Annotated in this window: 18 protein-coding genes; 10 read left to right on the top strand and 8 right to left on the bottom strand. The window is 73.6% G+C overall.

Features of this window, described 5'->3' with window-relative positions; all coding sequences use genetic code 11:
• Positions 1 to 28 precede the first annotated feature (28 nt).
• Together AB0883_RS23895 and AB0883_RS23890 are read left to right on the top strand one after the other, a co-directional pair.
• Positions 29 to 1,666, top strand: a complete 1,638-nt coding sequence (locus AB0883_RS23895; RefSeq protein ID WP_366643454.1) for an ABC-F family ATP-binding cassette domain-containing protein — start codon at positions 29 to 31, stop codon at positions 1,664 to 1,666.
• A gap of 47 nt (positions 1,667 to 1,713) precedes the next feature.
• Positions 1,714 to 2,712 carry a tyrosine-type recombinase/integrase gene (locus AB0883_RS23890; protein WP_366643452.1) on the top strand — a complete coding sequence of 333 codons (999 nt, stop codon included), beginning with the start codon at positions 1,714 to 1,716 and terminating at the stop codon, positions 2,710 to 2,712.
• Between the two features lie 59 nt (positions 2,713 to 2,771).
• On the opposite strand, the gene AB0883_RS23885 is transcribed toward AB0883_RS23890, so the two are convergent.
• Together AB0883_RS23885 and AB0883_RS23880 are read right to left on the bottom strand one after the other, a co-directional pair.
• On the bottom strand, positions 2,772 to 3,257 hold the full coding sequence (locus tag AB0883_RS23885) for a TrkA C-terminal domain-containing protein (protein WP_366643450.1): 486 nt from the start codon (positions 3,255 to 3,257) through the stop codon (positions 2,772 to 2,774).
• Positions 3,258 to 3,330: 73 nt separating this feature from the next.
• Entirely contained in the window at positions 3,331 to 4,629 is a 1,299-nt protein-coding gene (locus AB0883_RS23880; RefSeq protein ID WP_366643448.1) for an ArsB/NhaD family transporter, read from the bottom strand.
• A 570-nt stretch (positions 4,630 to 5,199) separates the two neighbouring features.
• Here AB0883_RS23880 and AB0883_RS23875 point away from each other — a divergent pair.
• From AB0883_RS23875 to AB0883_RS23865, 3 genes are all read left to right on the top strand, one after another.
• A complete protein-coding gene (locus tag AB0883_RS23875; RefSeq protein ID WP_366643446.1) occupies positions 5,200 to 6,156 on the top strand; it encodes a histidine kinase in 957 nt (318 codons plus the stop codon).
• Positions 6,153 to 6,800: a response regulator transcription factor gene (locus AB0883_RS23870; RefSeq protein ID WP_366643445.1), complete on the top strand. Its 648-nt coding sequence runs from the start codon at positions 6,153 to 6,155 to the stop codon at positions 6,798 to 6,800. Before AB0883_RS23875 ends, AB0883_RS23870 begins: the two co-directional genes overlap by 4 nt.
• A 115-nt stretch (positions 6,801 to 6,915) precedes the next feature.
• The gene (locus tag AB0883_RS23865; protein WP_121398318.1) at positions 6,916 to 7,374 is read left to right on the top strand and encodes a hypothetical protein; all 459 of its coding nucleotides are present in this window, start codon (positions 6,916 to 6,918) and stop codon (positions 7,372 to 7,374) included.
• A gap of 4 nt (positions 7,375 to 7,378) precedes the next feature.
• Here AB0883_RS23865 and AB0883_RS23860 read toward each other — a convergent pair whose 3' ends face one another.
• From AB0883_RS23860 to AB0883_RS23850, 3 genes are all read right to left on the bottom strand, one after another.
• Positions 7,379 to 8,092 carry a thymidine kinase gene (locus tag AB0883_RS23860; RefSeq protein WP_366643444.1) on the bottom strand — a complete coding sequence of 238 codons (714 nt, stop codon included), beginning with the start codon at positions 8,090 to 8,092 and terminating at the stop codon, positions 7,379 to 7,381.
• 62 nt (positions 8,093 to 8,154) lie between these two features.
• Positions 8,155 to 9,543, bottom strand: coding sequence for an MFS transporter (locus AB0883_RS23855; RefSeq protein WP_366643442.1), 1,389 nt, complete (start codon positions 9,541 to 9,543; stop codon positions 8,155 to 8,157).
• Positions 9,544 to 9,562: 19 nt separating this feature from the next.
• Positions 9,563 to 10,324: a glycerophosphodiester phosphodiesterase gene (locus AB0883_RS23850; RefSeq protein ID WP_366643440.1), complete on the bottom strand. Its 762-nt coding sequence runs from the start codon at positions 10,322 to 10,324 to the stop codon at positions 9,563 to 9,565.
• 148 nt (positions 10,325 to 10,472) lie between these two features.
• On the opposite strand from AB0883_RS23850, the gene AB0883_RS23845 reads away from it, so the two are divergent.
• Genes AB0883_RS23845 through AB0883_RS23835 form a run of 3 tightly spaced genes read left to right on the top strand, consistent with a single transcriptional unit; the run spans position 10,473 to position 13,257 of the window.
• The gene (locus AB0883_RS23845) at positions 10,473 to 11,153 is read left to right on the top strand and encodes a hypothetical protein (protein ID WP_366643438.1); all 681 of its coding nucleotides are present in this window, start codon (positions 10,473 to 10,475) and stop codon (positions 11,151 to 11,153) included.
• A gap of 1 nt (position 11,154) precedes the next feature.
• Positions 11,155 to 12,879, top strand: a complete 1,725-nt coding sequence (locus AB0883_RS23840) for a hypothetical protein (protein ID WP_366643437.1) — start codon at positions 11,155 to 11,157, stop codon at positions 12,877 to 12,879.
• 21 nt (positions 12,880 to 12,900) lie between these two features.
• Entirely contained in the window at positions 12,901 to 13,257 is a 357-nt protein-coding gene (locus AB0883_RS23835) for a hypothetical protein (protein ID WP_366643436.1), read from the top strand.
• A gap of 31 nt (positions 13,258 to 13,288) precedes the next feature.
• Here AB0883_RS23835 and AB0883_RS23830 read toward each other — a convergent pair whose 3' ends face one another.
• Entirely contained in the window at positions 13,289 to 14,068 is a 780-nt protein-coding gene (locus AB0883_RS23830) for a lysophospholipid acyltransferase family protein (RefSeq protein ID WP_366643435.1), read from the bottom strand.
• 187 nt (positions 14,069 to 14,255) lie between these two features.
• On the opposite strand from AB0883_RS23830, the gene AB0883_RS23825 reads away from it, so the two are divergent.
• Together AB0883_RS23825 and cydB are read left to right on the top strand one after the other, a co-directional pair.
• Entirely contained in the window at positions 14,256 to 15,671 is a 1,416-nt protein-coding gene (locus tag AB0883_RS23825) for a cytochrome ubiquinol oxidase subunit I (RefSeq protein ID WP_366643434.1), read from the top strand.
• 16 nt (positions 15,672 to 15,687) lie between these two features.
• Positions 15,688 to 16,686 (top strand): cytochrome d ubiquinol oxidase subunit II, encoded by a 999-nt coding sequence (gene cydB, locus AB0883_RS23820; RefSeq protein WP_366643432.1) that lies wholly within the window; start codon positions 15,688 to 15,690, stop codon positions 16,684 to 16,686.
• Between the two features lie 109 nt (positions 16,687 to 16,795).
• Here the strand turns inward: cydB and AB0883_RS23815 are convergent, their stop codons facing one another.
• Both AB0883_RS23815 and AB0883_RS23810 read right to left on the bottom strand, forming a co-directional pair.
• Positions 16,796 to 17,485, bottom strand: coding sequence for a hypothetical protein (locus tag AB0883_RS23815; RefSeq protein ID WP_366643431.1), 690 nt, complete (start codon positions 17,483 to 17,485; stop codon positions 16,796 to 16,798).
• Positions 17,486 to 17,556: 71 nt separating this feature from the next.
• The gene (locus AB0883_RS23810; protein WP_366643430.1) at positions 17,557 to 18,018 is read right to left on the bottom strand and encodes a peroxiredoxin; all 462 of its coding nucleotides are present in this window, start codon (positions 18,016 to 18,018) and stop codon (positions 17,557 to 17,559) included.
• Positions 18,019 to 18,081 lie beyond the last annotated feature (63 nt).

Here is an 18,081-nt window from a genome sequence, read left to right as displayed (position 1 = left end):
CGCCCGTCGTCCCGCGGAGGAGCACCCCGTGTTGAAGGTCGCGTCCGTCAGCAAGCACTACGACACCGAGCCGCTGTTCACCGACGTCGATCTGGTTTTGAACGCCGGCGACCGGGTCGGCCTCGTGGGCCCGAACGGCGTGGGCAAGTCCACCCTGTTGCGGGTGCTCACCGGCGAGGAACCACCGTCGGGCGGGCACGTCGCCCTGGCTCCCGGCGTGCGGGTCGGCTACTTCGCCCAGCAGGTGCCGGACCCGGACGCCACCGTCGGGCAGTTCCTCGCCGCCGGGCTCGGCGAGCTGCAACCCCTGGCCGCACTGCTGCGTGATCTGGAACGGCGGATGGTCGACGGCGACGGCACGGCGCTCGCCGAGTACGGCGACGCACAGGAACGCTGGGCGGCGCTGGACGGCTGGCGGGCGCAGGCCCGGCTGACGGAGGTCCGCCAGCGCCTCGACGTCGACCATCTGCGCGACGACACCCCGCTGCGCCGGGTCAGCGGCGGCGAGCAGGCCCGGCTCACCCTCGCCCGGGTGCTGCTGCACGCCCCGGACCTGCTGGTGCTCGACGAGCCGACCAACCACCTCGACGCCGACGGGATCGCCTGGCTCGGCGACTGGCTGGCGGCATTTCCAGGCGCGGTGCTGGTGGTCAGCCACGACCGGGCGTTCCTGGACCGCACGGTGACCAGGATCGTCGAGCTGGACGGCATCCACGAGGCGCCGCAGACCTACATTGGCGGCTACAGCGACTACCGGGCGGAGAAGACGCGCCGCTGGCAGCGGCTGCTGCTGGACTACGAGGCGCAGCAGAAGGACCACCGGCGCTGGCTTGCCGACATCGACCGCACCAAGGAGCAGGCCCGCGGAGTCGAGGAGACCGTGCGCAGCGGCCTCGGCGCCGACCAGCAGCGCCGCTACGCCAAGAAGGTGGCGAGGAAGGCCAAGGCCCGCGAGCGGCGGCTGCGCCGGCAGATGGACTCGATCCGTTGGCTCGCCGAGCCCCGTACCCGGCCGCCGCTGACGCTGGCGTTCCCCCAGCAGGGCACCGGCGGGCGGGAGGTGCTGCGGTCGCGGGGCCTGACGCTGCGCGCCGGCGGCCGGGTGCTGCTCGACCGCGTCGACCTGAGCGTCCGCGCCGGCGACCGGATCCTGCTCACCGGCGCGAACGGCGCTGGCAAGACCACCCTGCTGCGGGCCCTCGCCGCCGAGGACCACCCTGCCGGGGGCGAGGTCGTCGCCGACGAGCCGGTCGCCATGCTGCCGCAGACCCACGACGCACTGCGTACCGACGTCACCGTGCGCGACTACTTCCGCTCCCGGGTACCCGTGTACGTCGACGACGCCGAACGGCTGCTCGACGCCCACCTGTTCGGCCCGGAGCGGTGGGACGTGCCGCTGCGGGCGCTCTCCGCGGGTGAGCTGCGCCGGCTGCTGCTCGCGGTGCTGGTGAACAGCCCGGCCGAGGTGCTGCTGCTCGACGAGCCGACGAACTATCTCGACTTCGACGCCCTCGACGTGGTGGAGGAGGCGCTGCGGCAGTTCCGGGGCACCCTGGTGATGGTCAGCCACGACGCCTGGTTCGCCGAGGCGGTCGGGATCGACCGGCGCTGGCGGCTGGCCGACCGGCGGATCGTCGAGGAGCCGGCGGTGGCCACGATCGCGTAGGGCGCGCCTCCTCCCGTTCCCGACCCGAAGCTGAGAACCTTTTTCACATGCTCTCCCCGAACGCTCCGGCGCGGCCAAGCCGGCCCACCCCGCTGGCCCTGCCCGGGGGACCCGTCGACTTCACCGAGGCGTGGCTGCGCAACCGGCGGCTGTCCGAGCACACCCGCGACGCGTACCGGCGCGACGTCGCCGGCTGGCTCGCGTGGTGCGCCGCCCGCGAACTGGACCCGTTGCAGGCGAACTTCCTGCACGTCAACGAGTACGGTCGGGCGCTGGAGGCCACGCTCGGCGCGCGGACCGGCAAGCCGCTCACCCCCGCCACCGTCGCGCGCCGGCTCTCCGCCCTGTCCAGCTGGTACGACTTCCTGGTCAAGCTGCGCGCGGTCGAGGCGAATCCGGTCGCCGGCGCCGACCGCCCCCGCATCGACCGGGACCACTCCGCGACGGTCGGTCTCACCCCCGAGGAGGTCGACGCGCTGCTCGCCGCCGCCGAGGCCGACACCGGACCGACCGCCGCGCGCAACCGGGCGGCGATCGCGTTGCTGGCCGACCTCGGACTGCGCGTGGGGGAGCTGGTCTCGCTCGACCTGGCCGACCTGGGCGCCGAGCGGGGCCACCGCAGCGTGCGGTTCGTCGGCAAGGGCGGCAAGTCGCGTCGTCGCGCCCTGACCCCCGGCACCGCGTACGCCGTCGACGCGTACCTGGCCCAGCGGGCCGCCGCGCAGGGCGTGGCGGTGCACGAGCTGACCGGTCCGCTGCTGGTCACCGCCAGCGGGGCCCGGTTGGACCGGCACGCGATGTTCCGGCTGGTGCGCCGGCTGGCCCGGACGGCCGGCATCCCGGCCTGGGCGAGGCTGTCGCCGCACTCGCTGCGGCACGCGTTCGCCACCACCGCCCGCGCCGAGGGCGTGCCCCTGGAGGACGTGCAGGACGCGATGGGCCACGCCGACCCGCGCACCACCCGCCGCTACGACCGGGACCGGCACAACCTCGACCGCGATCCCGCGTACGCCATCTGGGCCGCCCGGGCCCGCCGCCGCGGCTGAGCCGCGGTGGCCGGTGGACGCCGCGCGGACGCGGCAGCCACCGGCCGGCAACCCGCGGCCTACGGGTCCGTGTGGACCAGCGCCCGGCTCAGCGCCTCGATGCTCTGCTGGCCCCCGGCGGCGATCAGGACGTCGCCGTGGGCCAGGACGTGCCCCAGCCCCGGTGCGGTGATCGTCCGTCCGTCGCGCACGACGGCGACGACGCTCACCCCGTGGACGCGCGCGACCGCCTCGGCCAGGGTCCGACCGTCGTACGGCGACGCGGCCGTTACCGGCAGCTCGACGACGCTGATCGCCTCCCGGTGCCGTTTCAGGTGCGTGACGTGGTCGATGGTGGCGACGGGGTGCAGCAGTTCGGCCACCTCCTGCGCCTCGGTCGCGCTGAGGGTCACGGACCGTTCCACGGTGTCCGGGTCACCGGGCGCGTAGACGACGACGTCGCGCCGGCCGCCGCGATGGCAGACGATCCCGATCACCTGTCCCTGTCCGGTGTGCAGGGTGTAGCCGACGCCGATACCGGGCAGCGGCACGCGTTCTATCTGCATCATTGCCTCCTGTCGTGTTGCCCGGCGGACCGGCCGGCTGGCCGGTCGCCGGCGTGGGCGCGCCGGGGCTCGGCTACGCCACGAAGTAGCGCAGCCACACGTACACCCAGGCGATCAGCGTGGTCATGATCGTGGTGACGATGCCGTACCGGGTGAACTGCCAGAAGCTGATCGGTTCCTTGGCGCGGGCGGCGATGCCCAGTACGACGATGTTGGCGCTGGCCGCCACGGCCGTGCCGTTGCCGCTCAGGTCGGCGCCCAGGGCGAAGGACCACCACAGCGCCTGGCCGGTACCCGGGTCCGGGGCCCCCGCGACGAGGCCCTCCACGATGGGCGCCATGGTCGCCGCGTAGGGGATGTTGTCGAAGAACGCCCCGAGCACCGCCGAGCCGAAGACCAGACCCGTCGCCGCCGCGAAGTAGTTGTCGCCGACGGCGGCGCTGGCCCGCTCGCCGATCCAGCTGATCACGCCGGTCTCGGTCAGGCCGGCGACCATCACGAACAGGCCGGTGAAGAACACCAGCGTCGGCCATTCGACCTCGCCCAGATAGGTCGACCTGTCCGTCCTGGACACCAGGACCATCAGCCCGGCACCGAGCAGCGCGACGACGGCCACGTCGATGTGGATCACCGTGTGGAGCGTGAAGGCGACGATCACCAGGCCGAGCACGACCAGGCAGCGGATCAGCATCCGCGGGTCGGTGATGGCGGCGCGGGCGTCCATGTCGCGTACGGCCTCGAACCGCTCGGGGCGGTGCACGAACGCGCGGCGGAACATGACCCGCGCCAGCACCAGGAACGCCAGGAACATCACCACCGTGATCGGGGCCATGTGCCAGAGGAAGTCGTTGAAGCTCAGTCCGGCGCGGCTGCCGATGATGATGTTGGGCGGGTCGCCGATCAGGGTGGCCGCGCCGCCGATGTTGGCGGCGAGCACCTCGGCGATCAGGTACGGCGCGGCGGGCATGCCCAGTCGGCGGCACACGGAGATGGTGATCGGGGCGACCAGCATCACCGTCGTGACGTTGTCCAGGACCGGCGAGGCGATACCGGTGATCGCGACGAGCAGCACCATCAGCCGGTACGGCCGCCCCTGCGAGCGCTGTGCGGCCCAGATCGCCATGAACTCGAACACGCCGGTCTGCTTGATCACCCCGACGATGATCATCATGCCGAGGAGCAGGAAGATGACGTCCCAGTCGATGCCGGCGTGGTGCGAGTAGAACACGTCCGAGCCGGGCACCAGCCCGAGCGCGGCCATCAGGCCGGCGGCGCCCAGCACCACCGCGACCCGGTTGATCTTCTCGGTGGCGATGAAGACGAAGGCGACCGTGAAGATGACGATCGCGGCGAGGGCGGGCCACGCGCTCACGGGCACCCGCCCGGCGGCGGACCGTGCTCCACCCCGACGCGCCGGTGCGCGCGGGTGAGCGTCCGGGCTTCCGGTGGCGCGGGTTCGGTCACCATCGGATGACGGTTCACAGGGGCCTCCCGGGTTCGGCGCGCCGCGACGGGGAGCGCCCGCGCGGGCGGCGACGGTGGGAGCCGGGCACGAGGCATCGGAGCCCGGCGCGGCTCCCGGCCCCGGGCTCGCGTTCATGGTCATCGGTGCGCTGCGGGCCGACATCGGGGCTGACACCCATTTGCCGCCGGCCCGCTCGGCGCCCGGCTCGTCGGCGGCCCGCTCGGCGCCCGGCTCGTCGGCGGCCCGCTCGTTGCCCGGCTCGTCGGCGGTCTGCTCGGTGCCGGCTCGTCGGCGGCCCGGCGGACCCGCGGCGGATAATGGGTGCCGGCACGCATTTACAGGACGCGCCCCGGCCGACAGGCTGGCCATGATGAGGTGATCACCGCCGCGGCACGTGCCGGCCCGTCGCGTCCCGCACGGCGGACGAGCGCCGGCGTCGGACGGCGTCGAACCCGGCCCGGGAGGGGAGGTACCGTCGTGTCGCTGTTCTGGCGGATCTTCCTGCTCAACGCCGCCGTACTCGTCGCCGCCACGCTGCTGCTGCTCGGCCCGGTCACGGTGTCCACCCCCGTGCTGCTCACCGAGGCCGTCGTGCTGACCGTGGGCCTCGCCGCGATGCTGGTCGCCAACGCCGCGCTGCTGCGCGTCGGCCTCGCGCCGCTGCACCGGCTGACCCGGGCCATGACCACCATCGACCTGCTGCAGCCCGAACCCCGCCCGGTCCCGGCCGGGCAGGCCGGCATCGCGGACCTGATCCGCGCCTTCAACGCCATGATCGACCGGCTGGAGGCGGAGCGGGCCTCCAGCGCGGCCAGCGCCCTGTCCGCCCAGGAGGCCGAGCGCCGGCGCGTCGCCCAGGAACTGCACGACGAGGTCGGCCAGACGCTGACCGCGGTCCTGCTCGAACTCAAGCAGGTCGCCCGGCACGCGCCCGAACCGGTCCGCGCCCAACTCGCCCAGGTGCAGGAGACCACCCGCGACAGCCTCGACGAGATCCGCCGCATCGCCCGCCGGCTGCGTCCCGGCGTGCTGGAGGAACTCGGCCTGACCAGCGCCCTCAAGGCGCTCGTCACGGAGGTCACCGGGCACACGGACCTGTCGGTGCGCCAACACCTCGACGCGGACCTGCCCGCCCTCGACGGCGAGGCCGAACTGGTGATCTACCGGGTGGCGCAGGAGGCCCTCACCAACACCGTCCGGCACGCGCGGGCCGCCACCGTCGAGCTGTCGCTGACCCGCCGACCGGGCCACGTGCAGCTGCGGATCCGCGACGACGGCCGGGGCATCGGCGACGCCGCCGAGGGCGCCGGCGTGCGCGGCATGCGGGAGCGGGCCCTGCTCATCGGCGCCCAGCTCGGCGTGGGGCCCGGCCCGGACGGCGGCACCGAGGTGCGGCTGCGGGTGCCGGTCGGCGACCGGGAGGCCCGGCCGTGACCACCCGCATCCTGCTCGCCGACGACCACGCCCTCGTGCGCCGTGGCGTGCGCCTCATCCTCGACAGCGAACCGGACCTGACCGTCGTGGCCGAGGCCGGCGACGGCGCGGAGGCCATCGCCCTGGCCCAGACCGAGCGCCCCGACCTGGCCATCCTCGACATCGCCATGCCGCGGCTGACCGGCCTGCAGGCGGCCCGGGAGCTGTCCCGGCAGCAACCGGGCCTGCGCATCCTCATCCTGACGATGTACGACAACGAGCAGTACTTCTTCGAGGCCCTCAAGGTCGGCGCCAACGGCTACGTGCTCAAGTCCGTCGCCGACCGCGACCTGGTGGAGGCCTGCCGCGCCGCCGTACGCGACGAGCCGTTCCTCTACCCCGGCGCCATCAACGCCCTCATCCGCACCTACCTGGAGCGCAGCGCCCGGGGCGAGAGCCTGCCGGCCAGGGCCATCACCGAGCGCGAGGAGGAGATCCTCAAGCTCGTCGCCGAGGGCCATTCCTCCAAGGAGATCGCCCGCCTGCTGTTCATCAGCGTCAAGACCGTCGAACGGCACCGGGCCAACCTGCTGCAGAAGCTCGGCCTGCGCGACCGGCTGGAACTGACCCGCTACGCCATCCGGGCCGGGCTCATCGAGCCGTGACCGCGCGCGGCGGGGACGACGGGCTCCGGCGGCGACCGCGACCCGGCCGGCCGGCACGGGGACGACAGCGCCGACTTTCCTGCGGGCAGGCCCGCCAGTTCTCTACGGTCGACGGGTGGGCGCTGAGCAGCCGTGGAGCCGGCCGGCCCGTCGGGGCCGCCCGGTGCGTACCGGGTTGGTGTTCGCGGGCGTGACCGTGCTGCTGTGCTGCGTCGGGGTGGCCGGGCTGGGCGCCTGGAACGTGCAGGTGGTCACGCAGGCCAGCGGCCCGGTGCGGGAGACCGCCGACGGGTTCCTGCGGTCGGTGGCGGCGGGCGACACCGACGGCGCGTACGAGCGGCTCTGCGCCGACACGCGCAGCCGGTGGAGCCCCATCGGGTTCACCAGCTGGCTGCGCACCCCACCGGTGGTCGACGGCTACGAGATCGTCGACGTGTCGGTGGCGACGCGGGGTGGCAGCCCGCGCGGCACCGTGACGGTGCGGCTGACCCGCGACAGCGGCCTCACCGAGGAGCGGAAGCTGTCGGTGGTACGCGAGGACGGCGACTGGCGGGTGTGCGGTGACCCGTACTGACTCCTCAGCGGCGGGGGCCGAGTTCGCCCGCGCGGTAGTGCCGGCGGCAGAGCACCTGGTAGCGCACCTCGGCGCTGTCCACGGTGTCGCCGATGACGACCTGCAGGCCCTCACGGACCACCCGGCCGTCGACGACGCGGGCGTTGAGCAGCCCTTCCCGGCCACACCAGCAGAGCACCTCGACCTGGATGCGGGCCACCTCGTCGGCGAGTTCGAACAGCCGCTGCGCGGCCGGGAACAGGCACGAGCGGAAGTCGGTGGCCAGCCCGAACGCGTACACGTCGACGTCGTAGCTGTCGACCAGCTCGGCCATCTGCTCGATGTGCTCCAGGTTGTAGAACGACGCCTCGTCGCAGATCAGGTAGTCGACGCGGACGCCCTCGGCCCAGGTGTCGCGCACGAGGGTGCGCAGATCCAGCTCGTCGGTGACCTCGACGGCCTCGTGCGCCAGGCCGATGCGGGTGGTGACCTGCGGGCCGAGCGAGCGGTCGATGCGGGTGGTGACGAGGCCGCGGCGGCCCTGCCGGGAGTGGTTGTGGTTCATCTGCAACGCCATCGTGGACTTGCCGCAGTCCATCGGCCCCCAGAAGAACTTCAACGCCGCCGCGTGCAGCGGACGCCCGTCCACGCCCCGCGCCGCGGCGCACCCGGCGGGGGAGTCGTCGGGGCCCAGCGGCGGGCGCGCCAGGCAGGTCGGGGCGGCGGCGTGGTGGGTCACGGTCGGGCAGCCTAGCCGATCGACGTCGGCTGATCCGGCCGGCGCGGACGGGCGCGCGTCGCTCAGAGCACCCGGGGCGGGGTGTTGCCGGCGGCGACGATCGCCCGGCGGATCGGCACGGCCAGCAGCAGCAGGAACCCGACGACGAAGAAGATCAGCAGGGAGACCAGGCCCACCCGGTAGGAGTTGGTGAGCTGGAACACGATGCCGAAGGCCAGCGGGCCGAGCCAGCTGGTGCCCTTGTCGCTGATCTCGTAGAAGCCGTAGTACTCGCCCTCCTTGCCGGCGGGGATGAGCTGGCTGAACAGCGACCGGCTCAACGCCTGGCTGCCGCCGAGCACCAGGCCGATGGCGGCGCCGAGGATCATGAACGGCAGCGGCGCCTCGGCGGGCAGCCGGAACGCGCCGAGGATCACCCCGGTCCACAGCACCAGGCTGATCAGCACGGTCTTCCAGGCGCCGATGCGCTTGGCGAGGGCGCCGAGCAGCAGCGCGCCGCCGAAGGCGAGGAACTGCACCAGCAGGATGGTGACGATCAGGGTGCTCTGCCCGAGCTTCAGCTCCTCGGTGCCGTACTGGCTGGCCAGGGCGATGACGGTCTGGATGCCGTCGTTGTAGACCAGGAACGCCAGCAGGAAGAACAGCGTCAGCGGGTACGCCTTGATCTCGCGCAGGGTGCGGCCGAGCTGCCGGAACCCGTCGGTGAGCGGGTTGCCGCCGGCCAGCGCGGCGGCCGTGGGGTGCTCGCGCAGCCAGCGCAGCGGGATCAGGGTGAACACCGCCCACCACACGCCGGCGGACACGATCGACCAGCGGGCCAGGTCGAGGGTGCGCTGGTGGTTGCCCTCCTCGCCGAGCATGCTGACCGCGACGAGGTTGAGCGCCAGCAGCAGGCCGCCGCCCAGGTAGCCCAGCGCCCAGCCCCGGCTGGAGATGCCGTCGCGTTCGTCAGGGCCGCCGAGGCGCGGCAGGAACGAGTTGTAGACCACGACACCGGCACCGAAGGCGATGTTGGCGACCATGAACAGCGCCCCGCCCAGCAGGTACCGGTCGCCGGTGACGAAGAGCATGCCGACGGTGGCCCCGGCGCCGGTGAAGGCGGCGGCGGCGAGCAGCCGCTTCTTGTGCGCCGAGCGGTCGGCGATCGCGCCGACGACAGGCAGCGCGAACACGGTGAGGAACACCGACAGCGACACCAGGTACGGGAAGTACGAGCCGGCGGCGACCTTGATGCCCAGCGGGTGGACGTAGCCCTCGCAGGTGTCGGCGCCGAGCTCGCAGCCGGCGGCGAGTTCGGTGACGGTCGTCAGGAACGGGCCGAGGAAGACGGTGATGACGGTGGTGGAGAAGGCGGACATCGCCCAGTCGTAGAAGTACCAGCCGCTGCGTTCGCGGCGGGTGCTCGCCGGGGCGGGGGTGTCGTCCACGGCGGGGGTGACGGTCTCGGCCATCGGGGTCCTTCGAACGGGTTCAGGCGGCCCAGTGGCCGCGGCTGCGGTAGACGTCGCGCAGCACGCCGACGTGATCGGTCATGATGCCATCCACTCCAAGGTCGAGTAACTCGTGCATCTCGGCAGGTTCGTCGATCGTCCAGACATGCACGTGCAGTCCGAGGCGGTGGGCGTGGCGCAGGAACCGACGGTCCACCACGGGCACCCGTCCGTAGCGCACCGGCACCTGCGCGGCGACCACCGACGGGGGCAGCCGCAACGCCCGCCCGGTCAGCGACGCCATCCGCAGCCGGGCCACCCCGCGCATGCCGAGGCTGCTGGCGACGCGCCCCTGCGTCAGGGCGCGCAGGCGGGCCAGCCGGGCGTCGCTGAACGAGGCCAGCAGCACCCGGTCGCCGGCCCCGACGCGCGCGACGGTGGCCACCGTCGGCTCGACGCCGCCGTCGGCCTTGACGTCGATGTTGAACCGCACCTGCGGCCAGGCGTCGAGGACCTCGTCGAGGCGGGGGACGACGGCGGCGCCGCCGACGCGTACCGCGGCCAGGTCGGCCCAGCGTAGGTCGGCGATGCGCCCCGGCTCGCCCGTGACCCGGGTCAGCGTGGCGTCGTGGAAGACCACCGCGACGCCGTCGGCGGTGCCGTGCACGTCGGTCTCGACGTACCGGTAGCCGAGCCCGATCGCCCGGGCGAACGCCGCGGCGGTGTTCTCGTCGCCCTCGGCGGCGCCGCCCCGGTGGGCGAACGCCAGCGGTGCGGGGCCGTCGAGGTAGGCGTGGGTCACGCGGGGAGTATGCCCGCCCCCGTTGGCCGCCGGGTGGCCGCCCGGTTGCCACCGCCACGCCGCCGCACCGACGCGCGGCTGGCGGATGTCGGACAGTGACGACGGTGTCGCGCTGCGGTGTGGTGAAGATGTCCGGGTGATGCCATGGATGCCTCCTCCCCGGCGGGGAGGGGCCGAGGAGCCCCCGGCGCCCGCGCCGGGGGTGACGGCCCGGGCGTTGGACCCGCTGCCGGCCCGCATCGCGCTGCCGCCGTCGGAGCGCCCGCCCCGGCGCCTCCCGCCGGAGGCCCGTCCGCTGCTCTGGCTGGTCCTGCTGGCCGGTAACCCGTGGACCGCCCGGCTGATCATCGACTGGCGCTACCGACTGCCCCGGGGCGACGGACTGCCGGGGCTGATGGGGGCGCTGGGCGAGGCGACCCTGGCGGGGCTGGGCTGGCCGAGGTGGGACGTGCGGCCGCTGCGGGCCGACCAGGTCGCCTGGTGGCTGGCGGAGAACGCCCGCACCGTGCTGTTCGTCGTGATCGCGGTGGCGCTGCTGCGTCGGCTGGCCACCCCGGCGCTCTCGCCGCGGCGTACGCACCGGGTGCTCGCGGTGATCGGCGCGAGCGTGACGGCGGCGGTGCTCGCGGCGGTGGGCGGCGTGACGACGCACGTCCTCACAGACAGCGGCATGCTGCGCGGCGTGGACCTGACCTCGACGGTGCTCGGCGCGATCTCCGGGGCGCTGTACTGCGGATTCGTCGTGGGTGTCCTGCTGGCCTGGGCGGCGGTGCGCGGGCCGGGGCCGCGCCGTGGGGGGTTCCCGGCGACCCGGCACGGAGGTGGCTGACATGGTGGTACGGCAGCACAGCGGCCCGCGCGACGAGGCGCCGTCGGCACGCTCGCATCCGGACGCCGGCAGCGAGGCCACCCGCTACCTGTGCGCGGCCGCCCACACCGACGACACGTTCACCGAACGGGTGCTCGCCGAGGTGTTCGACGACGACCTGCGCGCGGTCGCCCCGTCGGTGGGCTTCGACCTGGGCACGGTGCTGCGGCACTGCCTGTCCGCCCGCCGTCGGCGCCGTCTGCGTGACGTCGGGCTGCTGGTCGCCGGTGGCCTGGCGGTGCTGCTCGCCCCGCTGGCGACGGTGCTGGTCGGGGTCACGATGGCGGTGGGCAGCTCGCTGGCCCCGCTGCGGCCCGGCCGCAACGGCCCGGTGGGCCCGTTCCTGTCGATGGTCGCGATCGCGACGGTCTCGCTCGTGCTGGTCTTCCAGCTTGGCGCGGCCACGCCGGGTGACGACCCGGCGGGCCTGCCCGGTTGGGTCGTCGGTCGGCCGTGGCTGGCGTTGCCGGCCGGCCTGGTCGCCTACCTGGTGCTCGTGGGGCACCTGCTGGGCACCCGGCGGCTGCTGGTGACCCGGTTGCGCCGGACCCGGTTCCGGCCCGGGCCGCCCGACGTGGCGTCGCTGCCGGCGCGCGACGCCGAGCGGCTGGCCGCCGTCGACCGCGCCCAGGGCGGCAACGTGACCGTCTACGGCGGCTACACCCCGTTCGTCGGGCACGGCACGCCGGTGGCGGGGTGGTCGTTCGCCCTGCCGATCCTGGCGGACGCCCACGGGCCGGTCGAGACCGCCCCCACGGGCGAGGTGTCCGCCCCCGCGGGCGAGGTGTCCGCCCCCGCGCAGTTCACCGTCGTGGAGCTCATCGACCACGTGCGGGCCCGGCTGGCGGCGATCCGGCTGGACCAGGCCGGCGATCCCACCCCGGAGCGGCTCGCGGGGCTGCTGCTCGAGGACCGGGTGTTCGTCTGCGGCGACCGGCTCACCGGCGACGCGCGGTTGCTGCCGCACCGGGAGCGGATGCCGCGCCAGCGGTGGTCCGACGACGAGGTGCGCGAGGTCGCCGGCCGCCCGCAGGGCGCGGCGCGGCACTACCTGTGCGCCCTGGTGCCGTCCTGGGGCGGGGAGGTCGTCGCCTCCACGTTCCTGCACTTCTCCACCGACGGTCAGGTGCTCTACCTGGAGTGCGCCCGCACCGTGCTGGAGCCGCCGCGGCAGGGGTACCACGACGTGGACCGGCTGACCGAGTGGCTGCCGGTGAGTCAGCTCGCGCAGGTGCTGGCCACCGGCACCGAGCGGTTGCTGCCCACGGCGCTCGGCGCGCCGCTGCGGCTGCTGCGCGACCTGGTGCGGGGCGCCGCGCGTGGGCGGCGTCAGGCGCGGCTGCGGCAACTGGCCCGCGAGGACCTGGGCTACGACTACGGTGCCCGGGTCGGCGTGCGGGAGGTCGCCTCCGGCGCCGAGTACCACAACTACTTCCAGGTGCTCGACGCCGCCAAGCACCTGAAGGTCGTCGAGCGGCACGTGCTGGCCGCCATCCTGGACTTCCTGGACGCCCGTGGGGTGGACACGGCCGAGTTCCGCAACCGGCAGACGACGATCCTCAACCAGGGCGTCATCCAGACCGGCGGCCTGAGTGTGGTCGGCAACCAGGCGGTGGGCCAGGGCGCCCGCGCCGAGCAAGAGGCCGACGGGGCGCCGTCGCGCAGCCGTCGGCCGCGTGACGACTGAATCGCAGGGGAGAGGAAGGGCATGCCCGAGGCGACCAACTACGGCATCCAGCAGTCCGGCGGGGTGAGCCAGGTGGGCAACCAGGCGGTGGGTCCGGGCGCGTACGCCAGCGGCGGCAGCCTGTGGGCCGCCGCGCCCGCCGGTGTCGACGCCACGGCGCTGGTCCGGCAGCTGCTCGAGGTGCTCGACCGGCACGGGGGCGAGCTGTCGGAGCCGGCCCGGGTGACGGCCGCGCAGGTGCGCGCGGAGCTGACCCGTCCGGACGCCGAACCGGGCCGGCTCACCGGGCTGTTGCAGCGGCTGGCGGTGGTGGCGGCTCCGGTGACGCCGGTCGCGACGGCGGTCGGCGAGCTGCTGCGGCTGGCGCAGGCGCTCTGACGGCGCGCGTGGGCATCGGCGGTGCGGCGGGTCAGCCGGGCGGGCGGTGCCGGCGGTGCGCGCGGCTGGTGTCGCTCGGGCGGCCGGGGTCGACGTGGCGGGGGCGCTCCGGTTCGTCGGGGCGCAGCGGCACGAGGGCGTCGGTGATGGCGTCGATGATCCGGTCGGTGGCCTGCCGGGCGGCGCCGGGCGCGCCGTGGGCGAGGTCGGTCAGGTCGACGGGCTCGCCGAAGTGCACGCGCAGCACCGGGCGGCGCCACACCGCGCGGGCGACCCCGCGCAGCAGCCCCTTCGGGGCGCGGTAGGGCAGCACCTCGTGGGAGCCCCACTGGGCGACCGGGATCACCGGCGCGCCGCAGGCGAGGGCGAGGCGGGCGGTGCCGGTCTTGCCGCGTTCGGGCCACATGCCGGGGTCCAGGCCGATGCGGCCCTCGGGGTAGACCAGGATCACGGAGCCGCCGGAGACCGCCGCGGCGGCGTCGTCGAGGGCGCGGCCGACGGCGGCGGTGCCCCGGTCGACACGCAGGTGCCCGGCGCGGCGCATCGCGGCGCCGAGGACGGGGGTGCGGAACAGTCCGCCGGTGGCCATGATCCGGGGGGCGACGCCCCGGGCGCGGCAGGCGGCGGCGAGCACGACGGGGTCGAACGGGCTGATGTGGTTGGCGGCCAGGATCAGCGGGCCCCGGCGCAGCGCCTCGGGCACGTCGCCGCTGACCTCCAGGCGGGCCAGGAGCGCGACGACGACGCGGGCGAGCAGTTGCGCGGCACGCCAGATCAGCGGCGGCTGCCAGGTCGGGCGGGTGGTGTCCATCAGCGCGCAATGGTCGCACGCGCGGGCGTCCCCGCGTGGCGCGGGGCGCGCGCCGCCGGGCCGTCCGGCAGAGGTGATCAGGGTCATTGGTCCCGGGTCGCTTCGGGACCCCCGCCCCTGCCGCATTCTCTACGACGCGCAGTAGTATTTACTACGTCTCGTAGTATGCACAGCCTGGGGGTTACTGGTGGACGCGTTGGACGTCGCCCGCTGGCAGTTCGGTGTCACCACCGTCTACCACTTTCTCTTCGTGCCGCTGACCATCGGCCTGTCCGTGCTGGTGGCGATCCTCCAGACGATGTGGCACCGCACCGGCGACGAGAAGTACCTGAAGCTCACCAAGTTCTACGGCAAGCTCTTCCTGATCAACTTCGCGATGGGCGTGGTGACCGGCATCGTGCAGGAGTTCCAGTTCGGCATGAACTGGAGCGACTACTCCCGCTTCGTCGGCGACATCTTCGGCGCCCCCCTGGCGATCGAGGCGCTGGTCGCGTTCTTCCTGGAGTCCACCTTCATCGGCCTGTGGATCTTCGGCTGGGACCGGCTGCCCAAGCGGCTGCACCTGGCCAGCATCTGGGCCGCCGCGATCGGCAGCAACCTCAGCGCGTACTTCATCCTCGCGGCGAACTCGTTCATGCAGAACCCGGTCGGCTACCGGATCAACCCCGACACCGGCCGCGCCGAACTCACCGACTTCGTGGCCGTGCTGACCAACAGGGTCGCCATGATCACCTTCCCGCACACCATCGCCGGCGCGTTCCTGGTGGCCGGCTCGCTGCTGGTCGCCGTCGCCATGTGGCACCTGGTGCGCAACCGCGACTCCGCCGACACCCCCGCCTACCGCTTCGCCGCGAAGTTCGGCTCCTGGGTCACCCTGGTCTCCGCCGCCGCCGTCGCCATCACCGGCGACATCCAGGGCAAGATCATGACCCAGGTGCAGCCGATGAAGATGGCCGCCGCCGAGGGCCTCTACACCACCGAGAGCCCCGCCTCGTTCTCCGTACTCACCGTCGGCAGCCTCGACGGCAGCCGCGAACTGTTCGCCCTCAAGATCCCGCACCTGCTGTCCTGGCTGGGCACCGGCGACCCGAACGGCACCGTGCAGGGCATCAACGACCTGCAGGCCCAGTACGCCGCCCAGTACGGCGCCGGCAGCTACACCCCGATCATCCCGGTCACCTACTGGAGCTTCCGCTTCATGATCGGCTTCGGGATGGCCGCCGCCGCCATCGCCCTGCTGGTGCTCTGGAGCCAGCGCAAGGGCCGCACCCCGACCAGCAAGTGGCTGCTGCGCGCCGGCCTGGTCATGCCCCTGCTGCCGCTGGCCGCGAACTCCTTCGGCTGGATCTTCACCGAGATGGGCCGCCAGCCGTGGATCGTCTTCGGCGAGATGCTCACCCGCGACGGCGTCTCCCGCAGCGTCTCGCTGACCGAGGTGCTCACCTCCTTCACCGCCTTCACCCTCATCTACGCCGCCCTCGCCGTCGTCGAGGTCAAGCTGCTGCTGCGCTACGCCAAGGCCGGCGTGCCCGACCTCACCCCGAACCCCGACATCGACGACACCCACGACGACGCCGAGCGCCCGCTCGCGTTCGCCTACTGAACACCGGAGACACACCGTGGAACTCACCACCATCTGGTTCCTGCTCGTCGCGGTCCTGTTCACCGGGTACTTCATCCTCGAGGGATTCGACTTCGGCGTCGGCATGCTGCTGCCCGTACTCGGCCGCGACGACCGGGAACGCCGCGTCCTGATCAACACCATCGGCCCCGTCTGGGACGGCAACGAGGTCTGGCTCATCACCGCCGGCGGCGCCATGTTCGCCGCCTTCCCCGAGTGGTACGCCACCCTCTTCTCCGGCTTCTACCTGCCGCTGCTGCTGATCCTGCTCGCCCTGATCATCCGCGGCGTCGCCTTCGAGTACCGCCACAAGCGCCCCGAGGCGTCCTGGAAACGCCGCTGGGACACCGCCATCTTCGTCGGCTCGGTGGTGCCGGCGATCCTGTGGGGCGTCGCGTTCGCCAACATCCTGCGCGGCGTGCCGCTCGACGCCGAGCACGAGTACGTCGGCGGCCTGCTCGACCTGCTCCACCCGTACGCCCTGCTCGGCGGCGCGACCACCGCGGCGCTGTTCCTCACCCACGGCGCCGTGTTCATCGCGCTCAAGACCGTCGGCGAGGTCCGCGAGCGCGCTGCCGCCCTCGCGGTGCGCGTGGGCGTGGCCGCCGCCGTGCTCGCGGTGGCGTTCCTGACCTGGACGCTGAGCATCCGCTCCAGCACCGCCGCCGTCGTGTTCGCCGTCGGCGCGGCCCTGGCCCTGCTCGGCGGCCTCGCCGCCGCCCGCGCCCGCCGGGAGGGCTGGGCGTTCACCGGCACTGCCGTGGCGATCGCGCTGGCCGTGGCGACGCTCTTCGCGGCACTCTTCCCGAACGTGCTGCCCTCCACGCTCGACGCGGCCGGCACGCTGACCGCCACCAACGCCGCCTCCACCCCCTACACCCTGAAGATCATGACCTGGGTGGCGGTGGTGTTCACCCCGATCGTGCTGGCCTACCAGGGCTGGACGTACTGGGTGTTCCGCAAGCGCATCGGGGTGGCCCACATCCCGCGGCATTGACCCACCCCCGCCGGGTGGCCGCGGGCCCCGCCGCCGCCACCGGCACCCACCACGGGGCCGACGCGACACACCTGCCGCGCCGGCCCCGTGGCCGTGCCCACCGCCCGCGTCAGTGCGCCTCGCGCAGCTCCGCCAGGCGCGCCTCGATCTCCGCCAGCTCCGCGCGCAGCTTCTCCGCCTGCTGCTCCGCCTCGGCCCGCTCGGCGGCCATGATCTGCTCCACCGCCTCCTGCACCCCCGGCACGTCGACCAGCGCCACCATCCGCAGCGCCTCGGCCGGCTTCACCACGTACGGCTTCGCCAAAGACTTGCTGCCCTGCTGCGCGGCGACCGTCCACTCGCCGTCGGCGTACGCCAGCGTCACCGTCAGCCCCGCCGGGCCCTTCGGCTTCACCGCCTTCACCGGCCGCCGCGCCGGCGCCGGCTTCGCCTCCACCGTCTCCACCTTCGGCTCCTCCCGCCGCTGCTGCGGCACCCGGTCCAGCACGAACTCCGGCTCCGCCGGCTCCGCCTGCACCTGCTCCTGCGGCTCCGGCTGCGGCTCCGCCGCCCTGCGCCCGGCACCGCGCGGCGCCACCGCCACGTCGGCGGGGGAGAAGGGCAACTCGTCGCGGCCGAAGCGGACCACCACGAACTCGTCCGACACGGCCGGATCGGTCAGCTCCACCACCTGACCCACCTGCCCGGCGATCTGACCCGCCGAGGCGGTGAACACCACCTTCGGCTTGCGGCCCGCCGCCAGCGCCTCCCGGATGCTCTGCACCTCGTCAGTGGACAAACCCTGGCCAGCGGCACCCATCAGCAACCTCTTCCGTCGTACACATGTTCAGATGCCTGCCTTGATACCAGCCCACGCCGACAAGCGGAAGATCAACCCCCCAGCGCCCGCAACGCCGCGTCCGCGTGGTCGTTCATGTTCAGCTCGCTGTGGACAACCTCCACCACCCGCCGGTCGGTGTCGATCACGAACGTCATCCGCCGCGTGCTCAACGCGCCCAACGGCAGCCGCCGCCGCACCCCGAACAGATCCGCCACGACCCCGTCCACGTCCGACAGCAACGGATAGTCGAACCCGTGCCGGCGGGAGAACTCCGCCTGCTTCGCCACCGGATCCCGGCTGATCCCCACCCGGGTCGCGCCCACCGCCGCGAACTCCGCCGCCAGGTCCCGGAAGTGGCAGCTCTCCGCCGTGCACCCCCGCGTCATCGCCGCCGGATAGAAGAACAACACCACCGGGCCGCTGGCCAGGAACTCCGACAGCCGCCGCGGCGTACCCGTCTCGTCGGGCAGCTCGAAGTCCGCCACCACGTCGCCGACACCCACACCCGCCACCGTGCACCTCCACGTCACCGTCCACCGACGCGCCCGAGCCTATGCGCCGGCCCACGAGCCCGC

It is taken from the genome of Micromonospora sp. NPDC047812 (assembly GCF_040704175.1).
Classification (GTDB): Bacteria; Actinomycetota; Actinomycetes; order Mycobacteriales; family Micromonosporaceae; genus Micromonospora.
Note: the sequence above shows the minus strand (reverse complement) of the source record. Positions and strands in the feature narration are given on the sequence as shown.

What these genes read in the sequence shown, in the direction of transcription:
- AB0883_RS23840 (WP_366643437.1), top strand. Translation starts at nt 11,155, where the DNA reads ATGGTGGTACGGCAGCACAGCGGCCCGCGCGACGAGGCGCCGTCGGCA.
- AB0883_RS23815 (WP_366643431.1), bottom strand. Translation starts at nt 17,485, where the DNA reads ATGGGTGCCGCTGGCCAGGGTTTGTCCACTGACGAGGTGCAGAGCATC.
- AB0883_RS23855 (WP_366643442.1), bottom strand. Translation starts at nt 9,543, where the DNA reads ATGGCCGAGACCGTCACCCCCGCCGTGGACGACACCCCCGCCCCGGCG.
- AB0883_RS23830 (WP_366643435.1), bottom strand. Translation starts at nt 14,068, where the DNA reads ATGGACACCACCCGCCCGACCTGGCAGCCGCCGCTGATCTGGCGTGCC.
- AB0883_RS23835 (WP_366643436.1), top strand. Translation starts at nt 12,901, where the DNA reads ATGCCCGAGGCGACCAACTACGGCATCCAGCAGTCCGGCGGGGTGAGC.
- AB0883_RS23845 (WP_366643438.1), top strand. Translation starts at nt 10,473, where the DNA reads ATGCCTCCTCCCCGGCGGGGAGGGGCCGAGGAGCCCCCGGCGCCCGCG.
- AB0883_RS23890 (WP_366643452.1), top strand. Translation starts at nt 1,714, where the DNA reads ATGCTCTCCCCGAACGCTCCGGCGCGGCCAAGCCGGCCCACCCCGCTG.
- AB0883_RS23885 (WP_366643450.1), bottom strand. Translation starts at nt 3,257, where the DNA reads ATGCAGATAGAACGCGTGCCGCTGCCCGGTATCGGCGTCGGCTACACC.